This is a genomic window from Albibacterium sp. (assembly GCF_035514885.1).
Lineage (GTDB): Bacteria > Bacteroidota > Bacteroidia > Sphingobacteriales > Sphingobacteriaceae > Albibacterium.
The window spans coordinates 162,017-175,995 of record NZ_DATJCH010000010.1 but is presented as its reverse complement, the minus strand read 5'-3'; the positions used below and the strand labels follow the sequence as shown (position 1 = coordinate 175,995).

At 37.1% G+C, this 13,979-nt stretch carries 12 protein-coding genes and 1 tRNA gene; 9 read left to right on the top strand and 4 right to left on the bottom strand.

Annotated elements, in window-relative coordinates; all coding sequences use genetic code 11:
* The first annotated feature begins 632 nt into the window (after positions 1 to 632).
* The 6 genes from VL047_RS03450 to VL047_RS03425 all read left to right on the top strand — a co-directional run bounded on the left by VL047_RS03450 (position 633) and on the right by VL047_RS03425 (position 7,350).
* Positions 633 to 1,460 (top strand): prephenate dehydratase, encoded by an 828-nt coding sequence (locus tag VL047_RS03450; RefSeq protein ID WP_325358543.1) that lies wholly within the window; start codon positions 633 to 635, stop codon positions 1,458 to 1,460.
* Positions 1,461 to 1,505: 45 nt separating this feature from the next.
* Positions 1,506 to 2,612: a chorismate mutase gene (locus tag VL047_RS03445; protein ID WP_325358541.1), complete on the top strand. Its 1,107-nt coding sequence runs from the start codon at positions 1,506 to 1,508 to the stop codon at positions 2,610 to 2,612.
* Positions 2,613 to 3,863 carry a 3-phosphoshikimate 1-carboxyvinyltransferase gene (locus VL047_RS03440; RefSeq protein ID WP_325358539.1) on the top strand — a complete coding sequence of 417 codons (1,251 nt, stop codon included), beginning with the start codon at positions 2,613 to 2,615 and terminating at the stop codon, positions 3,861 to 3,863.
* Between the two features lie 22 nt (positions 3,864 to 3,885).
* The gene (gene aroC, locus VL047_RS03435) at positions 3,886 to 4,980 is read left to right on the top strand and encodes a chorismate synthase (RefSeq protein ID WP_325358537.1); all 1,095 of its coding nucleotides are present in this window, start codon (positions 3,886 to 3,888) and stop codon (positions 4,978 to 4,980) included.
* Between the two features lie 92 nt (positions 4,981 to 5,072).
* Positions 5,073 to 6,302, top strand: a complete 1,230-nt coding sequence (locus VL047_RS03430) for an MFS transporter (RefSeq protein WP_325358535.1) — start codon at positions 5,073 to 5,075, stop codon at positions 6,300 to 6,302.
* A 97-nt stretch (positions 6,303 to 6,399) separates the two neighbouring features.
* A complete protein-coding gene (locus VL047_RS03425; protein WP_325358533.1) occupies positions 6,400 to 7,350 on the top strand; it encodes an aldo/keto reductase in 951 nt (316 codons plus the stop codon).
* Between the two features lie 8 nt (positions 7,351 to 7,358).
* Here VL047_RS03425 and VL047_RS03420 read toward each other — a convergent pair whose 3' ends face one another.
* The 4 genes from VL047_RS03420 to VL047_RS03405 all read right to left on the bottom strand — a co-directional run bounded on the left by VL047_RS03420 (position 7,359) and on the right by VL047_RS03405 (position 11,765).
* Positions 7,359 to 8,096 carry a menaquinone biosynthesis protein gene (locus tag VL047_RS03420; RefSeq protein WP_325358531.1) on the bottom strand — a complete coding sequence of 246 codons (738 nt, stop codon included), beginning with the start codon at positions 8,094 to 8,096 and terminating at the stop codon, positions 7,359 to 7,361.
* Position 8,097: 1 nt separating this feature from the next.
* On the bottom strand, positions 8,098 to 8,724 hold the full coding sequence (locus tag VL047_RS03415; protein WP_325358529.1) for a histidine phosphatase family protein: 627 nt from the start codon (positions 8,722 to 8,724) through the stop codon (positions 8,098 to 8,100).
* Positions 8,725 to 8,757: 33 nt separating this feature from the next.
* Entirely contained in the window at positions 8,758 to 9,966 is a 1,209-nt protein-coding gene (gene mqnE, locus VL047_RS03410; protein ID WP_325358527.1) for an aminofutalosine synthase MqnE, read from the bottom strand.
* 65 nt (positions 9,967 to 10,031) lie between these two features.
* Positions 10,032 to 11,765 (bottom strand): phospho-sugar mutase, encoded by a 1,734-nt coding sequence (locus VL047_RS03405; protein WP_325358525.1) that lies wholly within the window; start codon positions 11,763 to 11,765, stop codon positions 10,032 to 10,034.
* Between the two features lie 148 nt (positions 11,766 to 11,913).
* On the opposite strand from VL047_RS03405, the gene ychF reads away from it, so the two are divergent.
* The 3 genes from ychF to VL047_RS03390 all read left to right on the top strand — a co-directional run bounded on the left by ychF (position 11,914) and on the right by VL047_RS03390 (position 13,926).
* The gene (ychF, locus tag VL047_RS03400; RefSeq protein WP_325358523.1) at positions 11,914 to 13,014 is read left to right on the top strand and encodes a redox-regulated ATPase YchF; all 1,101 of its coding nucleotides are present in this window, start codon (positions 11,914 to 11,916) and stop codon (positions 13,012 to 13,014) included.
* Between the two features lie 4 nt (positions 13,015 to 13,018).
* Complete coding sequence (locus VL047_RS03395) at positions 13,019 to 13,744, top strand: SIMPL domain-containing protein (protein ID WP_325358521.1); 726 nt, start codon at positions 13,019 to 13,021, stop codon at positions 13,742 to 13,744.
* Between the two features lie 109 nt (positions 13,745 to 13,853).
* Positions 13,854 to 13,926, top strand: a tRNA-Lys gene (locus VL047_RS03390).
* Positions 13,927 to 13,979 lie beyond the last annotated feature (53 nt).

Here is a 13,979-nt window from a genome sequence, read left to right as displayed (position 1 = left end):
AATATATTTCATACTATTTCTTAATAATAATGTAAAAATATTAAAAATTTCCAATTAAAAACTAATATTATTTATAAAATTCAGAAAATAATGTTAAATATATTGATATACAACTATATTTTGACCATCATTTACTATATATCTATTAATAAAATACAATAAACAACAATAATTGATACACTTATTCTATATTTAACTTAATAATTAATAAATTACAAGCATAATTACATATATAATATGGAATAAATTTATAATCAGGACTAATTAAGCAAATTATATAATCAAAAAGGGTTGATTTATCTAATACTTGAGCGTATTTTAAAACAAATAGAATTTTATGAGCGTCATTCCACGAAATAAGCTTCAAATTTCAATGCTAAAGGCTCCTTCGATAAATCATTGAGCTCTAAATATTAATTGATAAGGAGTTGATTGAATTTTTTTTACATTTTTTATTGATAAAATGAATTTCTTTTGTATTTTTGGCAATACAATGAAGCAAACAACAGCATATTGGTATTTTGGTTTCTTTTACTTTAGCAGTAACAGCCGGGATTGATATGCATATATAAAAGATAAAATGTATAAAAAGTCTCGGTAAACCCCGGGGCTTTTTTTTTGACAAAAAAACAATGGATAAAAAACGCATAGCTATACAAGGAACGAAAGCCTCCTTTCATGAAGAAGCCGCTTTTAAATATTTTGGAGAAAATATTGAAACCATAGAATGCGATTCTTTTAAAGCGACCTGCGATGCGTTAAAGCAAAAAAAAGCAGATTATGTGGTTATGGCGATCGAAAATTCCATAGCCGGAAGTCTTTTGCCTAACTATAATTTATTGCAAGAATACCGCTTCCCTATTGTGGGTGAGGTTTACTTAAGCATACAGCTTCATTTAATGGCTCTGCCTGGGGTTACATTGGACCAAATAAAATTTGTAGAATCACACCCCATCGCTTTGCGTCAATGTTCAGATTTTTTTGAAGAGCATCCGGATATTAAAGTAAGCGAAGGCATGGATACAGCTGCTTGCGCAAAGAAGATCAGTGAAAATAAATTAATGGATACAGCAGCAGTAGCTAATACATTGGCTGCTAAAACATACGGATTGGAAATTCTTGATCGCAGAATTGAGACCAACAAGAAGAACTATACGCGCTTTTTAATTCTTGCGGGCAAACCAGAAGAAAATCCGAATGCAAATAAAGCATCCATTTCTTTCCAAACAGATAATTCAATCGGATCTTTAGCGAAAGTCCTGAATTATTTTGCTGAACATCAAATCAATATGAGTAAGATTCAATCGATGCCTGTACTGGGAAAAAGAAATGAATACATCTTCCACGTTGATTTCGAATGGAAGAAGCTTTCAGACTATGAAGCTGCGATCCGGAAGACTCTTAAGCACACCGTAAATTTCAATATTATGGGTGAATATCAGAAAAATGAAAAAGTGTAAAACAGACTAATAAGAATAATCAACAAGAATTTAACAATAAAAAAAATGAAACTTAATTTAAACATCGTACCTCTAAGCTCTTGGTTAAATACAGGTAAAGAACCTTTAATTATCTCAGGACCTTGTAGTGCAGAAACAGAAGAACAACTGTTGGCTACTGCACATTTATTGGCAGCAACAGGTAAAGTATCTGTTTTACGTGCCGGGATTTGGAAACCACGTACTCGTCCGGGTGAGTTCGAAGGAATTGGCAGCATTGGACTAGAGTGGTTAAAGCGTGCAAAAGAAGAAACCGGATTGCCTACTGCAGTTGAGGTTGCTACAGCGAAACACGTTGAAGAAGCTTTAGCAGGTGGTGTTGATATCCTATGGGTAGGTGCAAGAAGTACAGCTAATCCTTTCACTGTTCAGGAAATAGCAGATGCTTTAAAAGGTGTAGATATCCCTGTTTTGGTTAAAAATCCAATCAATCCGGATCTTGCTTTATGGATTGGGGCTCTTGAGCGTATTAATAATGCCGGAATAACAAAATTAGGTGCTATTCACCGTGGTTTCTCTTCTTACGAAAAAACTTCTTTCCGTAATGAGCCAATGTGGGATCTTGCTATCCAATTGAAAACCATTGCTCCTGATTTGCCAATCGTTAACGATCCAAGTCATATTTGCGGTAACCGCGAACTAATTCCTTACATCTCGCAAAAAGCGTTGGATCTAGATATGCAAGGTTTAATGATTGAATCTCATATTGATCCTTCGGTTGCCTGGACAGATGCTAAACAGCAATTAACTCCTGCAGCTCTTGCTGAATTAGTTGAAAGATTAACGCTCCGTAAAGCAGATTCTGACAACCCTGTTTTTGATGATCAATTAGCTACCCTTCGTTCAGAAATAGACAAATTAGATACAGCAATTATCCAGAAGATTGGAGAACGCATGAAAATCGTTGAAAAAATCGGTGAGTTTAAACGCGATAATAACGTTACTATTTTACAAGTGAGTCGTTGGGACGAGATCGTTGAAAAAAGAACTGGAATGGCAAGTGCCTTAAGCTTGGATAAGGACTTTACTGTTAAGTTTTTAGAATTAGTTCATAATGAATCAATTCGTAAACAAAACGAGATTATGAATAAAAAACCATCTGTAGAGGCGTAAATGGAAACAAATAATATCCGTTTAACAGCTTCTTCGAAGGCTATTAAAGATACAATCCAGCTTACGGGATCTAAAAGTGAAAGCAACCGTGCTTTGATTATTAAGGCTTTAAGCAAAGGGATAGTTGAGATTAAAAACCTATCAGAAGCAGCAGATACAGTTGCCTTAGAAAACGCACTGCTACAAGCTAAGAATGCAGGTGATGCTGAAGTCACCGTTGATATTGGCCCGGCAGGTACAGCGATGCGTTTTCTAAGTGCTTTTCTTCCTTTAAATGCAGGAACGTTCATACTTACAGGAAGTGAACGAATGAAACAAAGGCCTATCGGTATCCTTTCAGATGCGATGAAATCTCTGGGTGCAAATATTGAATTCCTGGAGAATGAAGGCTTTCCGCCATTGAAAATAACCGGCCCATTCGAACAAGAATCTGCAGAGGTTTCTGTAAAGGGAAATATCAGCAGCCAGTATTTATCAGCCTTACTTTTAATATCCAGCTCACTCCCTCAAGGACTAAAGCTAACTATTGAAGGAGATCTAACTTCGCGTCCCTATGTTGAAATGACATTAGATATGTTGAAGGAAACAGGGATTGAGCATAGCTGGCAAGGAAATCAAATTCATATTGCTCCACAAACACCGAGTCCGTCTACACTCTTTATAGAACCGGATTGGAGTGCTGCTTCCTATTGGTACTCGATGGTTGCTTTGGCTGAAGAAGCAGACATTCTGTTGCCTGGTTTAAAACCTTCAAGCTTACAGGGAGATCAGGAGATAAAGGACATCATGCTGGATTTTGGAGTTCTTTCTGTATTTACAGCTGAGGGATTAAAGCTTACCAAAATAAAGGGGAGAAAAGTTAAAGATAGCTATAATCTGATCTCTTGTCCGGATTTAGCCCAAACTGTCATAGTTTGCTGTGCTGCTCTGGGTTATGAAGTTTCGTTTACCGGATTGGAAACCCTAAAAATAAAAGAGACCGATCGCATACTCGCTTTACAGAATGAATTGGCTAAATTTGGTGTAAGGCTTTATGAAGCAGAGAAAGAGACGTATCGATTAGATTGCAGCAAAAGATCTAATCCGGATACCATTACTATAAAAACCTATGAAGACCACCGCATGGCCATGGCCTTTGCTCCTCTTGCCTTGATTTTTAAAGAATTAATCATTGAAGAACCGGAAGTAGTAGAAAAATCATACCCTTTATTCTGGAAACACCTGGAACAAGTGGGTTTTAAAATCAATTAATCGAGAATAATCAAATAAGAAAATGGCAGGAAATTCTTTTGGTAAGGCTTTTAAGATTACCACCTTTGGTGAATCACACGGCAAAGCAATTGGCGTAATTATAGATGGTTGCCCTCCAAATGTGGAGGTTGATCTGGAGTTTATCCAACAAGAGCTTGATAAACGTAAGCCCGGTCAGTCGAAAATTACTACTCAAAGAAAAGAAAGCGACACCTGTTCTATTCTTTCAGGAATATTTGAAGGCAAAACCACCGGAACACCTATTATGCTTTTGATACCAAACGAAGATCAGCGTTCAAAAGATTATTCTCATATCCAAGATAAATACCGACCTTCTCATGCAGATTATACCTATCAGGTTAAATATGGCATCCGTGATTATCGTGGTGGCGGGCGCTCTTCAGCAAGAGAAACTGCAGCAAGAGTTGCAGCAGGGGCTATAGCCAAACTATTCTTAAAACAATATAGCATTGAGATCTTCTCGCATGTTTCTGCTGTAGGAAATATACAGGCGCCTAACTTAGGCAGCAATGATATCAAAGAATTGCTGGATATACGTGAGAAAAATATCGTGCGCTGTGCCGATCCGGCAACCGCTAAAGAAATGGAAGACTTTATCGGGATGATTAAAAAAGAAGGCGATACAGTTGGAGGTAAGGTTGCCACTGTTATCCAAAACGTTCCGGTAGGTTTAGGTGAACCAGTATTTGATAAGCTTCATGCCGATTTGGGAAAAGCCATGTTAAGCATTAACGCAGTTCATGGTTTTGAGTACGGATCTGGCTTTGAGGGGTCAAGCATGCGTGGTTCTGAACATAATGATTTGTTTATCAATCCGGACCATTCAAATAAGGCTTTAAAAACCCTAACAAATTTTTCAGGTGGTATTCAAGGAGGCATTTCTAACGGAATGGATATAAACTTCAACGTAGCTTTTAAACCTGTAGCCACCATTATGCGTGCTCAAAACACAATTGATCAGGAAGGAAACGACGTAGAAATTACCGGAAAAGGAAGACATGATCCTTGTGTAGTTCCGCGTGCGGTAATCATTGTAGAGGCGATGGCAGCCTTGGTTATAGCCGACCATTTATTGCGTAACAAATCTTACCAATAAAAATTAATTATTTCTTTACATCTAATTGTATTGATTACAAATATCTTTTTCTTACTTTTGCATAGTGTATTAGTTACACTAAGTAATTTATTATGAAAAAAGGATTATACGCTTTATTGCTCGGTGGTTTAGGAATTGGTATTACTGAGTTTGTGATGATGGGTTTGTTGCCCGATATTGCAAAGGACTTAGCTATTAGCATTCCACAAGCAGGGCACTTAATTTCTGCTTATGCATTAGGAGTAGTGATTGGTGCTCCCTTATTGGTGCTTATTGCCGGGAAATATCCACCAAAGAATATCTTGATTTTCCTGATGGTTATGTTTACCATTTTCAATGGATTATCTGCATTTGCTTCTGGCTATACGAGTCTATTTATCAGCCGTTTACTAGCCGGACTACCTCATGGAGCTTTCTTTGGTGTAGGTTCAGTAGTAGCAAGCCGCTTAGCTCCTAAAGGAAAAGAAGCACAATCGATTGCCATTATGTTTGCTGGTTTAACGATCGCAAATATTGGCGGTGTTCCATTGGGAACTTATATTGGTCATCATTATTCATGGCGTCTTTCATTCGCTGTCATTGTTTTGGTAGGCCTTATCACCATTGCAAGCTTAAAATACTGGATGCCAAATCTTCCTGCAAGCAAGGAAAGCAGCCTTAAAACTCAGTTGAACTTCTTCAAAAGCTCAAAGTCTTGGTTAATGATTCTTATGATTGCCATTGGTACTGGAGGTTTATTTGCATGGTATAGCTATATTGCTCCATTAATGACCGAAGTATCTGGTTTTTCAGCAAACTCCATTACCTATGTATTAATGCTAGCAGGCTTAGGAATGTTACTTGGTAACTTTATAGGCGGCAGATTGGCTGATATCGTTTCACCAGCTAAGGCATCCTTAATATTACTTTCTACCATGGCTGTTACTTTGGTAATTGTATATTTTGTCTCTTTCAACCCCATCCTTTCTCTTATTATGACCTTTATAACAGGCGCAGTAGCATTCTCTTTAGCTCCTTCTATACAAATGCTCATGATTAATACAGCCAAAGGATCTGAAATGCTTGCAGCAGCAACCAGTCAGGCAAGTTTTAACATCGGAAATGCTTTAGGTGCTTTCTTAGGTGGATTGCCATTAGCAGCTGGATATAATTATACTTCTCCATCGTTAGTTGGTTCATTAATGGCGTTAACCGGTGCTGTTGTAGCATGGGTTATCATCATGCAGAGCAGAACCGCTAAAGTGAAAGTAAGCTCTGCTAAAAAAGAAGCTAAGATATCTAACATACACTTCTTCAAAAAAGGTATGGCTCTTCAAAAGTAAGAGTCATATCATTTTTTAATCTTAATTTCGTCTACCGCATCATTATTGCTTAATTTTATAGGGAACATATTTTTGATTCCATTTAAATAATACGATAATGAAAAATAGAACGATAGGAAAATCTACTTTATCTGTTGCACCCATTGCTTTCGGGGCAAATGTTTTCGGATGGACTCTCAATGAAAAGGAGTCCTTTTACATTTTGGACGAATTTGTAGACAATGGTTTTAACCTGGTTGATACGGCTGATACGTATTCCACATGGGTTCCCGGAAACGAAGGTGGTGAATCGGAAATCATAATTGGCAACTGGCTAAAGCAAGGAAATAAGCGTGATCGCATTATTCTGGCTACTAAATTTGGTGGCGATATGGGTCAAGGTAAAAAAGACCTAAGTGCGAAATACATGAGAGAAGCTGTCGAGAAATCTCTTAGGCGTCTCCAAACAGACTATATTGACCTATACCAATCTCATTACGACGACTTAGTAACTCCGGTAGAAGAAACAATGGAGGCCTTTAATCAATTGGTTAAAGAAGGCAAAGTGAGATTTGTTGGAGCTTCCAACCTCAGTGCAGAACGTATTGAAAATTCATTAAAGGTAAGTGAAGAAAATAATTGGGCTTCTTACGTATCGATACAACCCCTTTATAATTTATACGACCGCGAAAAGTTCGAAACCGAGTATGCTTCTCTTGTAGAAAAATATGATTTAGGTGTTCTTAACTATTATGCCTTAGCAAGCGGATTTTTAAGTGGCAAATACCGCAGTGAAAATGATCTGAACTTAAGTAAACGCGGTCCGGGAGTAAAGAAATACTTAGGAGAACGTGGCTTTAATATCTTAAGTGCACTGGATACCCTTGCCTTAAAATACAATGCCACACAGGCCAGAATTGCCATTGCATGGCTATTGCATAAACCTGGAATTACTGCCCCCATAGCAAGTGCTACTAATAAGGATCAACTATTTGAATTATTAAAAGCGGCGAGCTTAGACTTAAGCAAAGAAGATGTTGATTTTCTAGATCAAGAAAGTGCGTGGTAATAATATTATTATTTCACCACTAGATTTAATTCATTAATGTAGTGGTGAAATAGTTGAATAGCATTTCTTTTCTCCAAGGTTAAGTCGAAGTCGATCGACTTCATTAAATATTCTCTCAAATCGAAATTCTCAATCTCAGGTAATTCATCGAACAATTTATCACGGTGATCTAGTCCGTATTTTAATGCTGTGTTAAAGACCTGAAGAAAAGATTCTGGTATGGCCTTATTAGCTGCCCATACAGCATAGGCGAATGGCAAGCCAGTAAAATCCATCCATGCTTCTCCTAGATCATAGGCGTAAGGCTCTGAACCTACTTTTCCAAAAGTACGGTCACCTATTAAAACATAGGCATCTGCATCCTCATCTGTACTTAATGTAATTGATTTCTTCCAATAGTTTTTTAATAAGACACGGGCAAGATTATTGGATGTGCGTGAATGTGAATCTAAACGCAGTGTTTGAATTTCTTCAATGGGCTTTTTACTAAAGATAAAAACAGAAGTAACTGCTCCAACAGAACCAATGCAATAATCTGATATGATTTTATAGTCAGGAATATCCAATAAAGCAGCAACAGGCACTAATCCGATATCAACTTTATTTTCTATTAATTTTTCTGCACAGACAGACGGAATATCTAAGCTGATATCACTATTTGCCAACAGCTCCTCACTCCGGTTAATACCGTACATAAATGGACTTGTATTGATATAAGATACGGCAGATATTTTTATTTTATTCATTTTACTCTTCTAAATTTTCCAGGTGATCTATATTGTAGAATATATCAATATCAAAATCACCCTCATTATAATCCACTTTATACAAGGCTGTATTGGTATGCGGAAAGGTATCCATAAGCGAATACGATTGGTTGGTAAGTAAGCAAAGCAGCATTCGCATTGCGCGGCCATGCATACAGATCAAAACATTTTTATCCCCTTCCGTAATTTCCAGAATATCTTTAATAGCTGTTTGCTGGCGTATTTTCATCTGATTAGGAGTCTCTCCCTCATCTACACAGACATCTAAATCTCCACCAATCCAACTCTCTACTAACTTGTTAAATCCTGCTGCAATTTCTTCATCTTGATGTTTTCCTTCGTAGATTCCCCAACTAATCTCATCTAAACCAGCATGTTGAACCCAAGGGATACCATCTTGAATAAAAGCTTCCACGGTTTGATGAGTTCTTAATAAGGTTGAGGTAATTACATGATCAAAAGGAATATGCCGATAGCTTTCATAAAAAGCTTTCGCTTGTAATATTCCATGGTCATTGAGCGGAGAATTAACACCACGGCCTTGTACGATACCCATTTTGTTTAGGTCGGTTTGCCCGTGTCTTATAATATACAGTGATCTTTTCAAATTTTACTATTTTGCTTTAAAGCTCTCAGAAGTCTATGCTTTCTCTCCAATTACAGGAAGCGGATAATAACGTGCTTTCTTTTCGTTCTCATCTTCAAATACCACATCTTTATAATCTGTAATCACATCGTATAAAGTACTGCGTTCAATGGGATGCCGACCTACGTGCCGTATCAGCTCAACGAGTTGCTGAGTACTCATTTTAGGGGCTTGTTCTTCCGAGCCTGCCATAGAATAAATTTTAGTTGTATCATCAATTGTTCCATCGATGTCATCTACACCAAAACTTAAAGAAAGTTGTGCGGTATCTCGACCAATCATAGCCCAATACGACTTAATATGGTCAAAATTATCAAGGTAAATACGACTGATTGCATAGTTACGAAGATCTTCAATAACAGAAACTTCAGGTACATGAGACATTTGATTGTCTTTATTTCTGAACTTCAATGGAATAAATGCTTGAAAGCCTCCGGTTTTATCTTGTAACTGACGTAACCTTTCCATATGGTCAATCCGATGATGATACTTTTCGATATGTCCGTATAGCATGGTTGCGTTGCTGCGCATACCTAATTTGTGTGCTTGTTCATGAATATCAAGCCATTGCTCTGCATTACATTTATCTGCTGCAATTTGCTCTCTTATTTCCGGATGGAATATCTCTGCTCCTCCTCCCGGCATAGAATCCAGTCCTGCTTCTTTCATATATTTCATACCTTCATAATGGCTTAGCTTTGCCTTCTTGAAAATATAATAATATTCCACAGGAGTTAACGCCTTGATATGCAGTTCGGGGCGATGAGCTTTCGATCTACGGAAGAATGAAGCATAAAAATCAAGATCTTGTTTTGGTACGACTCCTCCGGTAATGTGAACTTCGGTAACAGCTTCATTATCGTACTTACGTACGATATCCATCATGGCGTCTACATCCATTTCCCAACCATCGTCTCTATTCTTTATAAGGCGGGAATAAGAACAGAATTTACAATCGTAAACGCAGACATTGGTAGGTTCTATATGAAAGTTCCTATTAAAATAGGTATAATCACCATGTCTTTTCTCTCGAATATAATTAGCTAAAACACCTAAATACCCCAATTCTCCTCTTTCAAATAGCAGAACGCCTTCGTCAAAACTAATTCGTTCCCCTTCAAGCACTTTAGCAGCAATGGCCTTTAAACCTGAATCTAAACGTTCGTTCTCCAGTAAAAATTTGATTTTGCTTTCAGCATCCATACCCATATTCGTTTATGACAAATGTACAAAAACGGATGCGTTTTTAACAAAGGATAACGGCATAGTTATATAAGGTCCTTCATAATTAAGTCAACTTTTTCATCTAAAATCCTTTGCGATTCCTGATAGTCAATATTTGAGCCTTTGGCTAGTTTAACATTACAGTAGAATTTTATCTTAGGTTCTGTACCAGAAGGTCTGATTGATATTACATCACCTTCGGATGTTATGAACTGCAATACATCTGATTTTGGAAGATCAATAACTTCTTCTTGTTGTGTAGAAACTGTTAAAGAACGGGATGTTTTATAATCTTTGATACTCACAATCTCTATACCTCCCAGGTATTTTGGTGGTGTAGCTCTAAACTGATCCATCATTTCTTTAATTTCTTCAGCACCGGCCTTTCCTTTTTTAGTAAGTGATACTTGCTTCTCTTTAAAATAACCGTATTGTGAATAGATATCCAATAAAGCTTCAAAAAGAGTTTTACCCTTACTTTTGAAATAGGCAGTCATTTCTGCAATAAAAGCACAAGAAACGACCGCATCCTTATCACGCACCAAATCTCCGATTAGAAAACCATAGCTTTCCTCCCCACCAAGAATAAACTCCTCCTCGCCAAGTTTTAAAGTCATTAGCTCACCAATAAATTTGAAACCCGTTAATACATCATAACAGCGTACGCCGTATTTTTTAGCGATTTCCAATATCAGGTTACTGGTTACAATGGTTTTAACGATATAACGATTGTTAAAAGACTGACCGCTTTCTTGATAAGAACCAAGTACATATTCAGCCAATAAGCTAAAGATCTGATTACCATTTAGTAGTTGAAAAACACCATCCGTATCCTTAACAGCTACTCCAACTCGATCTGCATCCGGATCTGTTGCCATCACAACATCTGCATCCAGCTCTTTTCCTTTATTGGTTGCAAGCATCATAGCGTCTTGCTCTTCTGGATTGGGATATACTACTGTAGGAAAATTCCCATCGGGCTTAGCCTGTTCTTCAACTAAATGCACATTGCGAAAGCCCCAAGCTTCCAGCGTCTTTGGCACTACAGTAATTCCAGTTCCATGGATGGAAGAATACACAATCTTAAGATCTTTTTGCGCTTCAACAATCGATGGATTCAGTGAAAGAGCTTTTAGTCCTTGAATATAAGTATCATCCATTTCAAGACCTAAGTGTTTAATATTCTCTTCTTTTGCTTCGAATTTTATCTTACTTAAATCAGCAATTTTATTAACCTCTTCTATTACATTATTATCATGCGGAGCAACAAGCTGTCCACCATCTCTTCCATAAGCCTTATAGCCATTGTATTCTTTGGGATTATGAGAAGCCGTTAGCATAACACCACCATGGCAGTTTAATTCACGGATAGCAAAGGATAATTCCGGAGTTGGTCTTAGCTCATCAAAGAAATAAACTATCAGTCCATTTCCCGAAAACACATCCGCTACAATTTTAGCAAATTCGCGAGAGTTATTACGACTATCGTATGAAACAACTACCCGGATTTCTTCTGACGGATAAAGTCCCTTCAGGTAATTGCTAAAACCTTGTGTTGCCTTACCTAAGGTATATTTGTTAATCCGATTAGTGCCTACTCCCATGGTTCCACGCAAGCCACCTGTTCCAAATTCCAAATCTTTATAAAAAGAATCGGTTAGTTCACTAACCTCGTTTTTATCGATCATCGCCTGAACAGCTTCGATGGTCTCAATATCGTATGGTGCATTTAACCATAACTGAGCTCTTTGTTGTATTTGAGGGTCTATCGTAGCCATATTTATTTGTATATTGATTTTTTTGTTTTATGTATAAAAGTAGGATGAAAAATATGATATGACAAATTAATACCATTAAAAGGTTAAAATTTTTATCTTTGCGACAATTTACAGTAGGTTAAATCCTATCATCTAAACTAAAATACCAATGGCATTACAATGCGGAATTGTCGGATTACCAAATGTTGGAAAATCAACTTTGTTTAATTGTTTATCTAATGCAAAAGCACAAGCAGCTAACTTTCCTTTTTGCACAATCGAACCCAATGTCGGCGTAATTACTGTACCCGATAGTAGGTTAAATAAACTAAGTGAGCTGGTTAAACCCCAACGCATTGTTCCTAATACCATTGAGATTGTTGATATAGCTGGATTGGTTAAAGGAGCCAGTAAAGGAGAAGGTTTAGGGAATCAGTTCCTTGGTAATATTCGTACTACGAATGCTATCATACACGTTTTGCGTTGTTTTGATGATGGCAACGTTATCCACGTTGATGGTTCTGTAGATCCAATTCGCGATAAAGAAATTATTGACACCGAGCTTCAACTAAAAGATTTGGATACTGTAGTTAAACGTATCCAGAAGGTTGAAAAGATGGCTAAAACCGGTGGCGATAAAGATGCGAAAAAAACGTATGAAATCTTATCAGTAATAAAAACCACGCTTGAAAGCGGAAAATCTGTTCGTATAGCTCCCCTTTCAGAAGAAGATTTTGAATACATCAGTGACTTGGGTTTATTAACTCAAAAACCTGTTCTATATGTTTGTAATGTTGATGAAGCATCAGTAGTTGAAGGCAACAAATATGTTGACCTGGTTAAAGAAGCTGTAAAAGACGAGAATGCAGAAGTGTTAATCATTTCTGCTAAGATAGAATCTGAAATTGCTGAACTCGAAAGTTACGAAGAGAGACAAGTATTCTTAGAAGATATGGGTCTGTCAGAATCAGGAGTAACCAAGTTAATTCAGGCAGCCTATAAACTATTAAACCTTTCTACTTACTTTACAGCGGGTGTACAAGAGGTTAGAGCCTGGACCATTACTCAAGGTTTTACTGCACCTCAAGCAGCTGGGGTTATCCACACCGACTTTGAGAAGGGCTTTATCCGTGCAGAAGTTATAAAATATAAGGACTTCGTTGCTTTAGGATCAGAAAATGCTTGTAAAGAAGCTGGAAAACTAAGTGTTGAAGGTAAAACGTATATCGTTGAAGATGGCGATATTATGCACTTCAGATTCAACGTTTAAGGATATGACTCGAAATCATTTTATAATTCCGGCCCTTATTATATCAATTGCAGCAATTGTTGCTACAGTTATTCTTGCTATTACTGTAAAGAATATAAAAAGTGAAGATCAAAGTATCAATACAACGGGTTCTGCTAAAAAAGTAATCGTATCTGACCTAGGAATACTTCGCGGGATGCTAAGCGTTGAAGCTGCATCTCCTAAAGATGCTTATCAAAAGCTGCAAACTCAAAAACCTATCGTTATATCTTATTTAAAGGACAAAGGTTTTAAAGAAGATAGCATAGAGTTTCAGACTATTAACAGCTATGCTAATTATCAATACGACCAGAACGGCCGACAAATAGGAATATCTTCTTATACCACTTCACAAATGATCGGCGTTTCCTCAACAGATGTCAATAAAATCAAGGATGTGTCTTTAGAGATTAGTTCGTTGGTTGAGCAAGGTGTAAGCTTTACGGTAAATCAACCTGAATATTATTACACCAAATTAGGAGATATAAAAATAGAAATACAAGCAGAAGCAGCAAAAGATGCTATGACCAGAGGAGAAAGAATTGCAGATGCTACCGGTCGTAAACTAGGCACATTGAGACGTGCAAGAATGGGTGTTATTCAGATTACTCCCGAAAACTCCAATATGGTTTCTGATATGGGGATAAATGATGTTTCTTCAATCAGAAAGGAAATAACTGCTGTTGTTAATGCAGATTTCTCAATAGAATAACATCCTATATTTCTATTTTCTAATTGTAATATTTGCCAAAAAAGACTAGAAAAAAATCGGTAAAATATCTTTTCATTTCGCATTTTATGCTTAATATTGCACCTCGTTAGACTTCGTAGCTCAGCTGGTAGAGCAACTGACTCTTAATCAGTGGGTCGAGAGTTCGATCCTCTCCGGGGTCACACACAAATTAAAAAGCCGTTTTCCTAAATAGAAAAACGGCTTTTTGATTTTG